This window comes from Nonomuraea sp. B19D2, assembly GCF_040137845.1.
GTDB lineage: Bacteria > Actinomycetota > Actinomycetes > Streptosporangiales > Streptosporangiaceae > Nonomuraea.
On the sequence record NZ_JBEFAK010000025.1, the window covers coordinates 67,973 to 83,395 of the forward strand.

The window sequence follows — 15,423 nt, forward strand, 5'->3', positions numbered from 1 at the left end:
TCCGCGTCTAGGACGCGTACGGTTCAAGCGCCCTGAGCAGGGACTCGGGGATCCTCGCGGGCGTGGTCCTGGTGTTGGGCCCGCGCATGCAGGCCACCCGCTGCCTGCCGCGGGCGATGAGCGTCTCGCTCGAGTCGGGGCCGACCCGTATGTAGTCGAAGCCGAACTCCAGCTGCGTCTGGGCGAGCTCGACCAGGCGCATCCTGATGGACAGCTCGTCGAAGGCCGTGATCTCCGCGAAGAACTCGCAGTCGACCTTCAGGGTGAACAGCTTGAGGTCGTCCTGCAGCTCGGCGAGCACGTCGGGCGCGCGCTCCTTCAGGAACATCTCCCGGCATCTGCCCTGCCAGCGCAGGTAGTTGACGTAGTAGACGTTCCCCACGATGTTGGTCTCCTCGAAGCCCACCGTGTGGAGATATTCGAAGTACTTTCCCATGGTCATGACCGTCCTTCGGTGAGGATCGCGACCACGACGGGCTCCGGCAGCTCCCGTACGGTGGTCACGAGCGTCGCGATCAGCGAGCCCGCGGCGGCCAGCACCACCCACCCGTCGCGGGCGGCGGAGTGCAGGGCCGGCGGGGCGTCCGTCGTGCGGCCGGCCCGCCGCAGGCATGTCTCGGCGGCGCGGATCCTGGCGGCGGCGGTGTCCTGCCGCTCCGCCGCCTCGGCGGCGATCCGCTCGGCGAGCGCGGCGTGCGGCCCGGGCGGGTCCCCGGAGATCTGTACGATCTCGCAGGCGACGGTGCCCTGGGCGGCGACGCGCAGCGTCATGCCCGGCACCTGCGCACTGGTCGAAGCGAGGGTTGTCCCCGCGCCCCCTGCGGTGAGGCGTTCCCGGGTGAGCTCTGCCGCGTCGTCGCCCGGTTCGACGACGACCGCGACCTGCGCGCCGGCCAGGTCGCCCAGCGTGCGTTCCAGGTAGGGGCCGAGCAGCGGCGCCGACCAGGGGCCGCGCCCGTCGTTCTTCCGCACGGCCTGCAGGCGCAGCCCTTCCCAGCGCTCGACCAGCTCGCCGGTCTTGGTGCGTACCGCGATGTCGTAGACGTAGGTGTCGCCGTCCCTGCTGCGCTCACTGGCGCAGTAGCGCACCTCGCCCACGCCGGCCAGCCGGGCGCCGCCCGGGTGCACCCTGTCGACGGCGGTCGGCAGCAGCGTGGCGTTCGGCACGCAGACCTGGTTGCCGTGCATCAGCGCGTCCCGCATGCCCGGGTCGCCGAGCAGGAGCCGGTCGGGCAGGAAGCCGGCGAACCACGAGCCGTCCGCCTCCACCGCCAGGTCCGCGTCCACGTGGCGGGCGGCCGCGTGGTGGTAGCGGCGCAGCCGCTGAAAGCGTCTGCCCTGGAACAGCACCTCGCCGTACAGGTCGGTGTCCGGGTCGAGCGCCACCGGCGGCAGCCCGTCGGCGACCTGGACGGGCGCCCCCTCCTCGGGGCCCTCCGCGGCGAAGCGCAGCACGGCCTTGAAGTGGTCCACGTCGAAGCCGGTCTCGCCGCTGCGGATCGTCACGGCCGCCGTGCCGTCGTCGATGACCGTCGCGGCGATGCGCAGCGTGGTGCTCGCCTCCTGCGGCACGATGATCGGCCGCAGGAACTCGGCCTGCTCGATGACCGGCGCGCTCTCGCGGGCGATGGCCGCGCCGGCGACCTGGGCCATCGCCTCCATGCCGAACACGGCGGGGAACAGCAGGTTTCCGTCGAGCAGGTGGTCGGCCAGGTAGAGGTCGGTCCCGGCGTTCAGCTCGACCTCGCTGACCAGCTCCACCCCGTGGTAGCGGATCAACGGCTTGTCCACGAAGCGCAGCAGGGGCAGTTCGGGCAGGTCGTGCTGGATCGTGGGGACACCCTCCGCGCGGCCGGTGATGACCACGGTGCCGGGGGCGTCCGGGTCGGTGACCAGCCGGCGCATGATCTCCACGCCCTGCTCGACGGGGATCGGCGTGATGCCCTGCTGGGCCAGCCGGTCCACCACCGACAGCCGCTCCCCCATGCCGACCTCCGACCACACCGACCACTCCAGGCAGAGGCACCTGCAGGCCGGGTGGCGCCGGCCGGCCTCGGCGGTGAGCTCGGCCAGCCATTCGTTGGCGGTCGCGTAATGCGCCTCGCCCTGCAGGCCCGCGCGGCCGATGATGCTGCCGAGCGTGACCAGCAGGCGCAGCCGGTCGGGCGCCACCGCGTCGAGCACGTTGCGCAGGCCGTCGACCTTGGGGGCGAACGTGCGCAGGAAGTCGGGCAGTTCCAGGCTGCCGATGCCGGCGGGCTGGTTGAGCCCGGCGCCGTGCAGCACCGCGGTCACCGGTCCGAGCGCCTGCTCGGCCTCGGCGACGGCCTGCCGTACCTGCTGGGGGTCGGTGACGTCGGCCCTGGCGTAGTGCACGGTGAGCCCCGACTCGGCCATGCGCCGCAGGTTGGCGGCGAGCTCCTGGTCCTGGGCCGGGTCCGAGCGGCCGAGCAGCGCGAGCTTGGCGTGCCCGGCCATCGCGATCGCGCACTCGGCGGTGATGCCCTTGCCGCCGCCCGTCACCAGCAGCACGTCCTCGGACGAGAGCGGCTCCTCCGCGCGTGCCTGGCGCACCGGCAGCGCGCGCAGGACGGGCACCCGCCGCACGCCGTCCGCGTCGTAGTGCACCTCGGCGTATTCGGCGGTGGCCGCCACCTCCTCAGCCACCCAGGTGATCACCTCGGGTGTCTCGGGTACGTGCACGATGGTCGTGCGGAGCCCGGCGGCCTCCAGGTGGAGGGTCTTGGCCAGCCCCGCCGCACCGCGGCCGTGCTGGACCAGGACGAACCGGGTGCCCGGCCCGGCCGCCATCGCGGTCTTGGCGCCGAGTAGCGCCTGCTCCAGGTCTTCCGCCGCGCACTCCGGCGGCAGGCACACCAGCACACCGGATCCGGCCTTCTCCCGTTCGAGGGCCTCCCGCAGCGGCGCCGCGAGCGCCGAACCCGCCGGGGCGAACACCTGCCACCGTCCCGGCTCCTCGGTCCTGGCCCGCCGGGGCCGGGGCCGCTCGACGAGGTCGACCGCGAACGGCCGCACCCAGGTCGCCGCGCCCGTCACGCCCGTGACCCGCTGGTCGTGCGGCTCGGCCGCCAGCTGGTCCAGCGCCTCGCCCAGCTCGCGCAGGGTGGCGGTGGCGAGGTTGGGCAGCGCCTGCCCCGCGGGTATCCCCAGGTGCTGGGTGGCCTGGTCGAGGATGTGCATCGCGGTGACCGAGCTCAGGTGCAGGCCGTCGAGCGGCTTGCTGTCCTCGGTCACCATCTCCAGGGGCAGCTCCGCGCGCTCGGCGGCCAGGCGGCGCAGCAGGTCCGTGGTGGACTCCCCGGACGGGCCCGCCTGCGGGCGGTCCTGGGCGGGCTCGGGCTGCGCGGGCGCGGGCACCTCCTTGATCGTGGTCTGCGGGGCCGACTCGGCGGGGCTGGCGAAGAACGAGAACTCCGCGCCGATCTCCAGCGGCCGGATGAGGCGGCCGTGGAAGAGCTCCTCGTGCGCGACCGGCACCCCGGCCACGTGGGCGGCGGCGACCACGCCGAGCAGCCCGGTCAGCGACTCGCCGTCGGTGTCCAGCGCGATCGCCGGGACGTCGGTCAGCTCGGCTGCGAGGCCGCTGAGCACCCGGCCAGGGCCCACCTCGACGAGCAGGTCCAGCCCTGCGGCCGCCTCCTGCAGGGCCTGCGTGAACAGCACGGGGTCGCTGACCTGGCGGAGCAGCAGCGCGGCGACGTCGGTGCCGGGCGCAAGCGTGCTCCCGGTGACCGTGGACACCACCCGGCGGCCGAGGCGGTGGAACCGCTCGCCGTCCAGCTCTTCCGCCAGCGCCCGCGCGGCCGGCGCCACCAGCGGGGAGTGGAAGGCGTGCGAGACGTTCAGCCGGGACCAGGTGAGCCCGGCGCGGGAGGCGGCGCGGCCGACCTCCTCGACCGCCTCCACCGGCCCGGCGACGACGGTCTGGGTGGGCGCGTTGTATCCGGCGATCACCACGGGCAGCTCGCCGATCAGCTCCGACGCCGTGCCGGGGCCGGTGCGCAGGCTCGCCATGGCGCCGCTGGCGCTCTCCCGCTCCATGGCGCGCCCGCGTTTGGCGGCCACCCGCAGGAGGGTCTGCTCGTCCATCGCGCCCGCCCAGCACAGCGCGGAGATCTCGCCCAGGCTGTGGCCGACGGCGACGTCGGCTTCGACGCCGAGCAGGGACAGCGCGCGCAGCCCCGCCAGCGATCCGGTGACGATGCGTGGCTGGGCCACCGAGGTGGCCACCATGTCTCCGGCAGCCGGAAGCCCGGCCTCGCGGTAGAGCTCCTCGACACAGGCCAGGCGCCGGCGCAGCATGCCTCCGCCGGTCCCGCGCCCCGAGCCCTGCCCGGGGAAGAGGTAGCCGACCTTGGGCCGGGCCGTGGCACGGCCGGCCCATGCCCTGCCGTCCGAGGTGACGAGCCTGGTGTCCCCTGACTCCAGTGCCGCCAGCACGCGCCTGAGCTGCCGTTCGGCGTCCTCCGGCGAGGTGACCACCACGGCCGCGCGGTACGGCAGGCCGCGCAGCCGGTCGCTCAGGGTGGCGGCCAGGTCGGTCAGTTGCGCGTAGGACACCTGGCGGACGAAGTCGGCCAGCTCCGCCACCGACGCCCGCAGCTCGTCCTGTGACGCGGCGTCGAAGAGGAAGACCTCCGCGTCCTGCGGCGAGGCGGCCAGCGCCCTGGTGCGGCTGGACATCCGCCGCCGGGTGGCCTCGGACTCGAGCACGACGTGTGTGTTGATGCCGCCGAAGCCCATGGCGGTGACGCCCGCGCGCAGCGGGCGTCCCTCGGGCCACGGCTCCGCGGCGCGCAGCACGCGCAGCGGCGCGTGCTCCTCGGTGAGCACCCGGTGCGGCTCGACGCAGCCGATGGTGGGGGGAAGCACCTGCTCGTGCAGCGCCATGGCCGCCTTGATGAGGCCGGCCACCCCGGCGGCGGCCTTGGCGTGGCCGATCATGCCCTTGACGGAGCCGACGGCCGCGGGCGGCGCGGCCGGGTCGGCGGCCGCTCGGGTCTGGGACAGCGCGGTGAGCTCCGTCTCGTCGCCGACCGCCGTCCCGGTGCCGTGCCCTTCGAAGAGCGACACGGTCCCGACGCCGAACCCCGCCCGCCGGTAGGCGCGCTCCAGGGCCAGCCGGTATCCGCTGACCTCGGGACGTGTCATGCTCCCCGCACCGTCGGAGGAGACGCCCCACCCGGCGATGGTGGCGTAGACCCGGTGCCCCGCGGCCAGCGCGTCGGCCTCTCGCATCAGCACGACGATCCCGCAGCCCTCGCCGGGCCAGAAGCCGTTGGAGTGCCGGTCGTACAGCCGGAAGTCGCCCTTGGCCAGGGCCCCGGTCTTGGCGAAACCGATCATCTCGAACGGGTCGATGGACAGGTCCACGCCGCCGGCGATCGCGACGTCGAGGTCTCCGTCGGTCAGCGCCTTGGCCGCCGTCACCACCGACAGCAGCGAGGAGGAGCAGGCGCCGTCCACGGTGTAGCCGCCGCCGTGCAGGTCGTAGTGGTTGCAGATGCGCCCGGCGATCGTGTTGGACAGCCCGCCGGCGAGGGTGTCCTCGTCCACGGGCGGGAACGGGCTCTTGAAGGCCGTCTCGTAGTCGGCCAGGAACGAGGCCAGCCGGTCGTCGTCCCACCCCTGCTCCTTGAGCGCCGCCGCGAGCGTGCGCCGCACGTACGGCCAGCGCAGCCGCAGGGCCTTCGCCCGGGTGAACTCCCCGGTGAGGGTGTTGCCCACGATGACGCCCGTGCTCTGCCTGGGCAGCCCTTCCGCCCCGGGGAACCCGGCGTCGGCCATGGCCCTGCCCGCCATGTCCAGCGCCAGCCAGTGGGTCAGGTCGGTCGACCGGTAGGTGCTGCCCGCGATCCGGTGGGCCACGCGGTCGAAGGTGTAGCCCTCGATGACGGCGGCCGTCCGCGCGTAGAACCGGTCGGGCGTGGCGGGATCGGGATGCCAGTAGTCCGCGAGCCGCATGCGCACGTCGGGCAGCCGGCGGAAGGCCCGGCGTCCGGCGACGGCGTTCTCCCACAGCTCACGTGGCGAGGCGGCGTCGGGATAGCGGCAGGCCATGCCGACGATCGCGATCTTCGTCATACTTTCGCGACCTCTTTCCCTGACGGGGAGACCGCCTCCGCCGCGGCCGCGCTCACCCTCGCGGCGTCGAGCGCCCTGGCCTTGTCCACGATGTGCAGCGCCCAGAGGAAGCCGCCGCGGACGAGGCAGACGATCGCGGTGGCGAAGAAGATCCCGTACGGGATGTTCATGCCCATGAGCACGCCGTACACCAGGGCGACGCCGCCGCCGAAGGCCACCTGGGACAGCGGTCTCGACGGGGTCGTCCCGGGATCGGTGATCATGTAGTTGCTGAACAGGATGAACGCCACCCCGGTCATCATGGACAGGCCGCCGAGGATCGAGATGTCGTCGATGATGAGCCCGCGGACCACGGCCTGCAGGGCGAACCCGCCGACCCAGGCGAGGATCAGGGGCATCCGGTTGGTGAGCTTGCCGTTGAGCATGGTGCCGCCGACGATGATGATGCCGGGGATGATCCAGTCGATCGGGTTGTGCACGTTCTCGGTGAAGTGGTACGGCGGCGCGATGCTGGCCCACGGGAAAAGCAGCAGGATCACCGCGATGCCGAGGTTGGAGGGGTTCATGAAGTGCCGCAGGCGGCCGCGCACCGGCGCCCTGAGCACCCACTTGGCGCCGACGGCCACGGTGACGCCGAACATCATGACGAGGATCTGGTCGTTGACGTAGGTCAGCATGTTGAGCGCCATGGCGGTGATGTGCGCGGGGTAGAGGAACTCCACCAGCCCGCGGAAGCCGTTGCCGCGGAAGCGCGGCGCGCGGCCCTCCGCGCGGGCGCCGATGAGCTCCAGCACGATCTCCGCGGTGTAGGCGGTGGCGAGCGCCACGAAGGGCCACGTCCAGGGCTGCTCGAACCCGAACCAGGTGTAGCCGAGGATGTTGAAGACCGTGATCGAGATGGCGAACCTGCGCAGCGCCGTGACGACCTTCGGATCGTGGCGGGGCGTGGTCCTGCTTGTCTTGTCGGCCATGTCCGTCACTTCTCCTTCGCGGTCGAGCCGAGCTGGATGGCGTGCCAGCCGGGGCTGAGCTGAAGATCCTGCCGGCGTGCCTGGCCGGTGCGGTCGCGCCAGGTCAGGTGCACCTTCACCGGACCGGTCACGTTCTGGCCCAGGCCGATGTGCACGGCGTGCGCGCGCTTGCCGGAGTGGCCGCTGCCGCCGTCCACGCGCCCGATGTGAGTGCGTCCGTCGGGAGTGGTCACGCGCACCTCCGCGCCGATCGCGGGCGAGCCGGCCGCGGGCAGCGGTCCCGCGGAGGCGGCCTCGTCGTACGTGAGCCGCAGGCCGAGGAAGGCCCCCGTGGACTTGCTGGTGTTCTGGTAGTAGATGGGCGCGTCGAACTGCCGGGCGACGGCGAAGTCGATCAGCCCGTCCCCGTTGGCGTCGCCCGTCGCGATGCCGCGCGTGGGCACCGGCACGGCCAGCCCGAGCTCCTGGGAGAGGTTGGCGTAACGCCCGTCGCCGCCCTTGGCGAAGAAGGCCAGCCACTGGTTGCCCGCGATGTCGCCGCCCTCGGTGACGTTGGGCCAGGACTTGGGGTTACGGGTCACGCCGTCGTTGGCCGCGGCGAGCTCCTGCAACGGCGGCCACCGGTTCACGTCGCCCTTGACGAACCCGGTCGCCTGCACGATCTCCGCCTCGCCGTCGTTGTCGAAGTCCTCGATCTTGGGGTCCCAGCCCCAGCCCGACCAGGCGGTGCGCTTTTCCGCGCTGACGTCCTGCCATGGCGCCTCGCCGCGCTTGAAGTGGGCGCGCAGGTCGGCCTGGTCCTTGGCGGTGGAGACGAACTGGAAGTTGCTCTCCTGGATCCCGAACGGCGTGGTGATGTTGCTGACGAAGAAGTCGAAGATGCCGTCGTGGTTGAGGTCGCCCGCGTCGGACCCCATGCCCTTGAAGGAGTCGTTGCCGAGCGTCTTGGACTTGGGGACGACGGGGCTGCGCACCCCCTTGACCCGCGAGAACGAGATCTTGCCGGGCGCGGAGGTGTTGTGTAGCAGGTTGTCGACGCCGAAGTCGTTGTTCAGCAGCAGCTCGGGCAGCGCGTCGCCGTCGAGGTCGAGCGAGGTCGCGCCGAGCTCCCAGCCCGTGGAGATGTCGGCCGGCAGCGCATTGTCGATCTTGGTGAACGCCGCGGTGGGCCGGTCGCCGGAGGTACCTCCCGTCCAGCGGAAGAAGTAGTCCCGGCCGCCGTTGACCGCGTTGGACAGCGAGTCGTTCATCTCCACGCCGCCGTCGGCCTTGCTGTCGAGGACCGGGCTGCCGTCGGGGAAGTAGTTGCCGACGAAGATGTCCGGCCTGCCGTCCCCGTCGAAGTCGGCGACCGTGGCGACGTTGCTGTTCCACAGCTCGCCCCGGTACGCCCCGGCGGAGCCCGGCACGAGCTCGGCCGGCTCGAACGCCGCGGCGTCGAGCCGGGCCGCCGTCGAGCGCTGCAGGTGCAGGGTGGGGGTGCGACCCCACCAGTACACCAGCAGGTCGGTCCGGCCGTCCTGGTTGTAGTCGGCCGGGACGGCGCCCATGGGGGCCATCGCGTCGTTCATGGGCAGGGAGCCGTACGTGAGCGCGAACGGCTGGTACCGGTTGCCGCCCGTGCCCGGCACCGGGGTGACGACCACCTGGTCGGTGCGCGTGTCGACGATGACCAGGTCGTCGTCGCGGCCGTTGCCGTCGAGGTCGTTCATCGCGATCGCCGCGCCGACCGAGGAGATCCACGCGCTGATGTGCTCGTAGGCCTTGTTCACCTTGCGGATCGTCTGCTGCGGGGCTCCGCCCGGCATCGCGATGCTCATCGGCGTGAAGCCGTACGAGCCGGCCAGCCGTTCCTTGTCCGAGTCGGACGCGAAGGTCGGGCGGCTCGTCACGAACATGGCGATCATGAGCGCCAGGGCGACGATTCCGGCCAGTTGTCTGCGCAGCCATGCGGCCGTCATGGGGTAACACCTCCAAGGGAGTGGAATCTGTCGGCGATGCGCTGCCGCCAAACCTCGTAAGCGGGCGATCGTCCCGCTGCCGTCGCGCCGGTCTCGCCGGCCTCCGCCGCGCGCTGCGTGCTGGGCCGGGTCTCGTGGCTGATCTCCGCCGCGAGCTGCGCGCTGGTGCCGCAGAGCACCTGGACGGCCTGCTCGGTGTGCGGGAACAGCAGGCCGGCGCGGATCCTGGCCTCGGCCGCGAAAATGCTGCCCTGGGCGAGCTGGGGCGCGTGGCGGCCGGCCCGCTCGCGCAGCTCGCGCAGCTCGGCTTCGTCCGCGCCGCCCGCGTAGGTGGCGGCCAGGCCGGTCCCGCTGTAGAGGTCGGCTCTGCGCGGCTCGGGGAAGCTCTCGATCAGCGAGGTGACCTGCTCCACGTCCGTGCCGCCGACGAACCACAGCGCGCGGCCGATGCCCTGGTCGATGGCGCGGGCGGCGTAGCGGTCCTGGCCGGCCGGCCAGCGGAACCGGGTCTCGTGGGCCTGCTCGTGCACGTACTTGCGGGTGTGGAAGTACGCCTGGTGGAAGCCGTAGCCGTCGTGGACGAGCCACCGCAGCAGCGGATCGAGCCGGGCGTCGGCCGGCCACAGGAAGCGGGGCAGCCGTGCCATGGCCCAGCCGATCCCCACATAGATCATGTAGTTGTGGTGGAGCCCGCGCCCGCGCAGGAACTCGCGCGTTCTGCGCAGGTCGCCGAAGGTCAGGCAGTCCAGGATGGCGAAGCCCATGCCAGCGCCCTCGTAGGCGAAGCCCCGGAACCTCGCGGGCACCTGCTCAAGCCGCTCCTCCGCCTCGGCCGGGCGGCGCGCCTCCACGGCGTACGCGTAGCCGGTCAGAAACGCCTCGCCGACCGTCTCCAGTAATTCCTTGGCGGCCGCGTCCTTCACCCAGAAGCCGCGCTTTCCGAGCCTGGTCTCCTCGATATCCGGTGTCAGGATTTTTCGTCGCAATGACCTCAGCACACTGGTCAAACCGCCCTCCAGCTTTCGTCAGATGACCTTTCACTCATTGACCCACGCGGCCGGGAAACCGGACAACTCCGGATTTGCTCGCCTCAACGGAGTTTCCGGGCAGCCTCACGGACGGCCGGGCGCATATTCCCGCCGTTTTGCCGAGGGGCGATCAGCGATATGTGTTTTCCGCGTCGGCGGCGAAATACGCCCGTATCCGCCCACGCCAGATTTCGTAGTCGCCGGCCGCGGCCTCGTCCGCGAGCGTGGCGGCGCCGGTCGTGGAGAGCCCGGTGAGGATCTCCACCGCGACCTCGCTGTGGGCCGGCACGTGGCCGGCGTAGTGGCGTGCCTTCAGCGCGAAGACCGAGCCCTGCGCCAGCTCGGCGCGGTGCTCGCCGGCCTCCTCGCGCAGCCCGGTCAGCGCGCCGGTCCCGCATCCGCCCGCGAAGGTCGCGGCCAGGCCGACGCCGCTCCACAGGTCGGGCTGCCGGTGCGCGGCGAATCCCCGTACCGCGGCGGAGACATCGAGGACGCTCGCACCGTGAATGAACCACAGGGCGCGCCCGACGCCCTGATCCACCGCGCGGGTGAAGTAGGCGGCGTTCCCCTGCCACGGGTAGGGGTCGGGCACCCGTTGCTCGCCGACCCATCGCCGCGTGTGGAAGTAGGCCAGGTCGAAGCCGTATCCGTCGACGGCGAGCCAGCTCATGGTGGGGTGGTACGGCGTGCCGTCCAGGTCCGGCAGCACCTTCTTCCACAGCGGCCTGGGCAGGCGGGCCATGGCGAAGCCGATGCCGATGTAGGCCAGGAAGATGTGCGGCTGGCCGGGGCCGAGCAGCAGGTCACGGGTGCGGCGCCGCGTCCCGCGGCCCATGGCGTCCAGCACGGTGAACGCCATGGTCGCGCCCTCGTACGCGAAGCCGCGCAGCTCCGTGTCCACCATGGCCAGCCTGCGCTCCAGGTCCCACTGGTCGCGCGCGTCGATGCCCCATTCGAAGCCGCAGACGACGGCCTGCGGGATCGACTCGAGGCGTGCCGTGGCCGGGGAGGGAGCGCAGGGGAACCCGCGCCTGGCGAACGTCACCTCCGCCAGGGAGGGGGCCAGGATGAGCCTGCGCAGCGAGCCGATCAAGGTTGACATCGTCGTCTCCTCAGGACCACGGCGCGACGGGGTACCACGGGATGATCTCCCTGCGGGCCAGTAGCCGCAGGTCCCAGTACAGGAAGGTGAACACGCCCGCGACGATCAGCGTGACGGCGGTCAGCGCGGCGGCGCGGCCGGGCCTGCCCTGCAGCCACCGCCGCAGCCTGCTCCCGGCGAACCTGGCCATGATCAGGAACAGCACCGCCATGATGACGATGTTGCCGAGGGACTGCAGGACGAACGCGGCCGCGCCGTACAGCGGGTTGCCGCTCTCCGCGGCGTCCCTGAACAGGTGGCGGAACATGGGGTAGGGCCGCCCGATGAGGAATCCGCCGATCAGCGTGCCCATGAACACCAGCCGCGCGCGGGGTGCGCGGGCGAACGGGTCGGGCACCAGGCCGATCGCGGCCAGGCCCAGGTACAGCATGGCCAGGCCGACGACCCCGAAGACCACCATCGACTGGATGCTGCGCGGCGACAGGGTGCCGGCGGCGTTCTGCGCGGTGGAGAACTGCGGCATCGCGGTGCCCACCGCGCCGACGATCGCTCCGTAGACCGCCGAGACCGCGACCATGCCGGCCGTCAGCCAGCCCAGCGGCGCCAGGGTCCGCGCCGGCCTGTTCCCCGTCGTCACCATGGGGGCGACCGCGCCGAAGACGGCGATGTTGCACGCGGTGAACGTGCCCGCGAGGCCGCTGACGAAGGCGAAGACGATCCCGGCCGCGAAGCCCACGATGGGCTGTTCGCCCGCGTGCTCGCCGAGGAAGGCGTCCGCCACCGCGCCCCCGATGGTGCTGTCGACGAAGGCGGCCGACCAGACCACCGTGAGGGCGAACCCCGCCAGGCTGCTGATCGCGACGAGCAGCCAGCGCCTGCGTGGCAGGGCGGCGATCGCCGGACCGGTCACTTGCTTGGATAACGTCGCTGTCTCGCTCAAGGTTGACCTCCCTGACGTCAGTACGGCCGTGCGTCCTCCTCAGGATGTGCGGCGAGACGGAGGCGGACACATCGCAAAATGCGCTATCCGCCGGGGAGCCGGCGGAAGAGCACGATCCGATAGGTCAGCCGGCCCAGCCGCTCAGCCGCCATTCGCCCCCGGCAGTCAGCGGCCCGCGCAGGAACCTGCCGGGATCGGCCCAGCGCGCGCCCTCCGCGCCCGCCTTCCTGGCCAGGCACCGGGCCACGGCCGTCTTGATCGCTTCCAGCTCTTCCGGGGTCGCCTGGCCCCGTACCACGGTCAGTTCCATGGCTTAGACGCTCGCCGGGGCACGGCCGCACGCGCATCTCCGGCCGTGCCGCCGAATGCCCGTCGAAAACCCGATGGCAGCTTCATGCCACCCGTCGGCAACTAGGTGAACCCGACTTCTCTGGATACCGGTGTCCGGCCCCGGCACCATGAAATTACGCAAGCAACGGAAAAATCCGGAACAATCCAGAGGAGAAAACAATGGGCGCCAAATTCCTGCTCCGCCTCGTATCGCTGGTGAAGTCCAACGGCACTACGTGGGACTGAACAAATAAATTTCCACCGCGCGCCGGCACCAATAAACAACAGGGACTCACCATGCCCATAAAACTGCTCGACGACGAATGCCATATTTGGTGGGCGGACGCCCAGGAATTCCCCGCCGAGGCCCTCCGCGCCGACCTCAGCGCCACCGAGATCATCCGGGCCGGCAGGTATCGCAGCCCGGCGGCACGGCGGCAGTTCGTGACGGCCTGCTGGCTGCTCCGCACCATGGCGGCGCGGCAGCTGGGCCTGGCTCCGGCGGAGGTCCAGCTCGATCGCCGCTGCCCGGACTGTGGCAGGCCACATGGCAAACCGCAGATTCTGGGCACGCGGCGGCCGCTGCACGCGTCCGTCAGCCACTCCGGTGGCCGGGTGGCGGTGGCCCTCTGCCCCGCCGTGCCGATCGGCGTCGACGTCGAAGCGGTGCGGGACGTGCCGATCGCGGAGGCCGCGTTGGCCTCGGCGGAGCTCGCCGCGTTACGATCTTTACCGATGCGGGAGCACAGGGCCGGGTTCGCCAGGGCGTGGGTGCGCAAGGAGGCGGCGCTCAAGGCGACCGGCCACGGTCTGCGCATTCCACCGGACAAGGTGATCGTCTCGGTCGCCGAGGAGCCGGCCGAATTACTCGACTGGCCGCTCGATCTGCCGTCCCGTTCGGTGCGGCTGCACACGCTCGCCCCCGGGTACGGCTACATCGGGGCCATCGCGCTCCTGGACGAGAGCCGGTCGGTGCGCGTGTCCGAATCGGATGCGACCCGGCTCTGCTCTTCGTACGCCGAAGAATTCACCGTTGCCGCATGATGCGAATGAGTGCCGGAAATACAGCCACCGCGAGTTTCCAAGAGGCGCGCCATGAGGAGCTACGTACTTGTTCCCGGCCTGTGGGCCGGAGCGTGGATCTGGCACCGGATCGCGCGGCAGCTGAGGGCTGCGGGCCACCGGGCCCGCGCCCTCACGCTGTCCGGTCTGTCGGCGCCGGACACCGGCGGAAGGCACGTCACCCTCGCCGACCACGCCGATGACGTGCTGTCCGTCCTCATCCAGGAGGACCTGAACGACGTGATCCTGGTCGCCCACGACTACGGTGGCATCGTCGCCGGCAGCGTGGTCGATCGGGCGCCTGAACGGGTGGCCCACACCGTGTACGTGGAGGCGTTTCTCGCCCACGACGGCAGGTCGATGCTCGACGCGTTCCCCGGCAGCGTGCGCGCGGAAGAGCTGCGGCTCATCGCCGACAACGACGGCCTGCTGCCCCCGCCGCCCATCGCGGCCGTCGCCGACGGGCAGGATCTGTCCTCCGGGGACGCGCGGTGGCTCACCAAGCGCTTCGTCGGTCATCCTGGGCGTTCGCTCTCCGACCCGGCGACCCTCGGGCGGCCGTCGGCGCGTCACTCGGCGACGTACGTGGTGTGCGAGAAGGATCACTTCGCGGGAAGCGTCGGCGAGGACATCGACCGCCTGCGTGACGAGCCGGGATGGACGTTCCGCACGCTGCGCACGGGCCGCTGGCCGATGCTCTCCGTCCCCGGCGAGCTCGTCGAGCTGCTCCTCGACGTGGACCGCACCGTGGGACCCGTCAGCGCCGAGACGGCGGCGGGCGAGTGAGCGCCGGTCCCTAGATCCAGTTCTCCTCCTTGGCGCGAAGGGCGGCCTGAAACCTGTTCACCGCCCCGAGGCGGGACATGAGGTCGGCGACGTACCGCCGGTAGGTCCGGACCGAGATGCCCAGGTCCCTGGCCGCTATCTCGTCCTTGTCCGCCGAGGCCAGGGCGGTGAGAACGCTCCGCTCCAGGTCCGACAGGCCGGGGCCGTCGTCGATCTCCCCGTGGCGTCCCCCGAATTCGTCCGCGGCCTCCCACAAGCCGTCGAAATAGATGACGAGCTGCGAGACCAGGCCGGGCTCGCGGACGAGCAGCGCCCCCCTGGAGCTCTCCTTGGGATCGACCGGGACGACCGCCACGCTCCGGTCGAAGACCACCATGCGGTCCATCCGCTCCTCCGTGATGCGGACCTGACCGCCGAGCTGGGTGAACTCCCCCAGGTAGGACACCAGGTGAGGCACGTCCAACGCCTGCGGGTGATAGATGCTCTTCACCGTCAGGCCACGCCGGAGCAGCCGCGTGTCGGCCAGCCTGGCCGTCTCGATGGCGGCCTTCGACAGGCCTCCCCCTGGGTGCAGGCACAGCACCTCGGTGTAGGAGAAGAACGCTAGATCGTCGATCTGCCGCCTGACCCTGTCGACTCCCTCGATGCGCTCGATCGCCAGGGTCGTGTCCCGCTCCGTGCCGCGCCGGCGGTCCTCGACGAGGGAGTTGATCGCCTCGCGGGCCGCCATGACCCGGCGGATCTCCTGGTTCAGCTCCTCGATCCGCTGCTCGACGAGCCGCTCGATCGCGATCCGCGGGTCTTCGGCCACCACGTGGTGGCGGTCCTTGAGGTCGAGCAGCCCGAGCTCGCCGAGGGACTCGACTGCGGCCTCGACCGAGTCGGGGTCCAGGTCCAGCGCCTGCCGGATCGATCCGACCTCGTCGCCGTCCCGGCGGAGGAAGAACCGGTAGATCTCCTCTGCCTCCTGGGAGATGCCCACGGCCTCCAAACGCATCCTTCACCTCACACGCGCGGCCCCGCCGCGCAGTCGCGCTCGAGGCGCGGCTCCACACCCGTCCGGCCACGTTGCCGGCCGAGCGGGCGCGGCACTCTGGCCCCACACCCGCCCGGCCACGTTGCCGACCGAGCGGGCGCG

General features: G+C 71.6%; 11 protein-coding genes. 2 read left to right on the top strand and 9 right to left on the bottom strand.

Translation table 11 applies throughout. The annotated features are described in order from the left end of the window. Positions 1-7 precede the first annotated feature (7 nt). The 8 genes from ABN273_RS36270 to ABN273_RS36305 all read right to left on the bottom strand — a co-directional run bounded on the left by ABN273_RS36270 (position 8) and on the right by ABN273_RS36305 (position 12,417). Positions 8-442 carry an acyl-CoA thioesterase gene (locus ABN273_RS36270; RefSeq protein WP_349453622.1) on the bottom strand — a complete coding sequence of 145 codons (435 nt, stop codon included), beginning with the start codon at positions 440-442 and terminating at the stop codon, positions 8-10. After that, positions 439-6,105, bottom strand: coding sequence for a type I polyketide synthase (locus ABN273_RS36275; RefSeq protein WP_349453623.1), 5,667 nt, complete (start codon positions 6,103-6,105; stop codon positions 439-441). Before ABN273_RS36275 ends, ABN273_RS36270 begins: the two co-directional genes overlap by 4 nt. Continuing rightward, on the bottom strand, positions 6,102-7,076 hold the full coding sequence (locus tag ABN273_RS36280) for an enediyne biosynthesis protein (RefSeq protein WP_349453624.1): 975 nt from the start codon (positions 7,074-7,076) through the stop codon (positions 6,102-6,104). The genes ABN273_RS36275 and ABN273_RS36280 overlap by 4 nt, the downstream gene beginning before the upstream one ends. A gap of 5 nt (positions 7,077-7,081) precedes the next feature. Then, a complete protein-coding gene (locus ABN273_RS36285) occupies positions 7,082-9,037 on the bottom strand; it encodes a CRTAC1 family protein (RefSeq protein ID WP_349453625.1) in 1,956 nt (651 codons plus the stop codon). Then, positions 9,034-10,023, bottom strand: a complete 990-nt coding sequence (locus tag ABN273_RS36290) for a DUF1702 family protein (RefSeq protein ID WP_349453626.1) — start codon at positions 10,021-10,023, stop codon at positions 9,034-9,036. The genes ABN273_RS36285 and ABN273_RS36290 overlap by 4 nt, the downstream gene beginning before the upstream one ends. A 172-nt stretch (positions 10,024-10,195) precedes the next feature. Continuing rightward, positions 10,196-11,167, bottom strand: a complete 972-nt coding sequence (locus ABN273_RS36295) for a DUF1702 family protein (RefSeq protein WP_349453627.1) — start codon at positions 11,165-11,167, stop codon at positions 10,196-10,198. A gap of 10 nt (positions 11,168-11,177) precedes the next feature. After that, a complete protein-coding gene (locus tag ABN273_RS36300) occupies positions 11,178-12,107 on the bottom strand; it encodes a hypothetical protein (RefSeq protein WP_349453628.1) in 930 nt (309 codons plus the stop codon). A gap of 124 nt (positions 12,108-12,231) precedes the next feature. Then, entirely contained in the window at positions 12,232-12,417 is a 186-nt protein-coding gene (locus ABN273_RS36305; protein WP_349453629.1) for an acyl-CoA carboxylase subunit epsilon, read from the bottom strand. A gap of 317 nt (positions 12,418-12,734) precedes the next feature. On the opposite strand from ABN273_RS36305, the gene ABN273_RS36310 reads away from it, so the two are divergent. Next, a complete protein-coding gene (locus tag ABN273_RS36310; RefSeq protein ID WP_349453630.1) occupies positions 12,735-13,481 on the top strand; it encodes a 4'-phosphopantetheinyl transferase family protein in 747 nt (248 codons plus the stop codon). A gap of 51 nt (positions 13,482-13,532) precedes the next feature. Then, complete coding sequence (locus tag ABN273_RS36315) at positions 13,533-14,285, top strand: alpha/beta fold hydrolase (RefSeq protein ID WP_349453631.1); 753 nt, start codon at positions 13,533-13,535, stop codon at positions 14,283-14,285. Between the two features lie 10 nt (positions 14,286-14,295). On the opposite strand, the gene ABN273_RS36320 is transcribed toward ABN273_RS36315, so the two are convergent. Next, positions 14,296-15,282, bottom strand: coding sequence for a LuxR C-terminal-related transcriptional regulator (locus tag ABN273_RS36320; RefSeq protein ID WP_349453632.1), 987 nt, complete (start codon positions 15,280-15,282; stop codon positions 14,296-14,298). Positions 15,283-15,423: the final 141 nt, after the last annotated feature.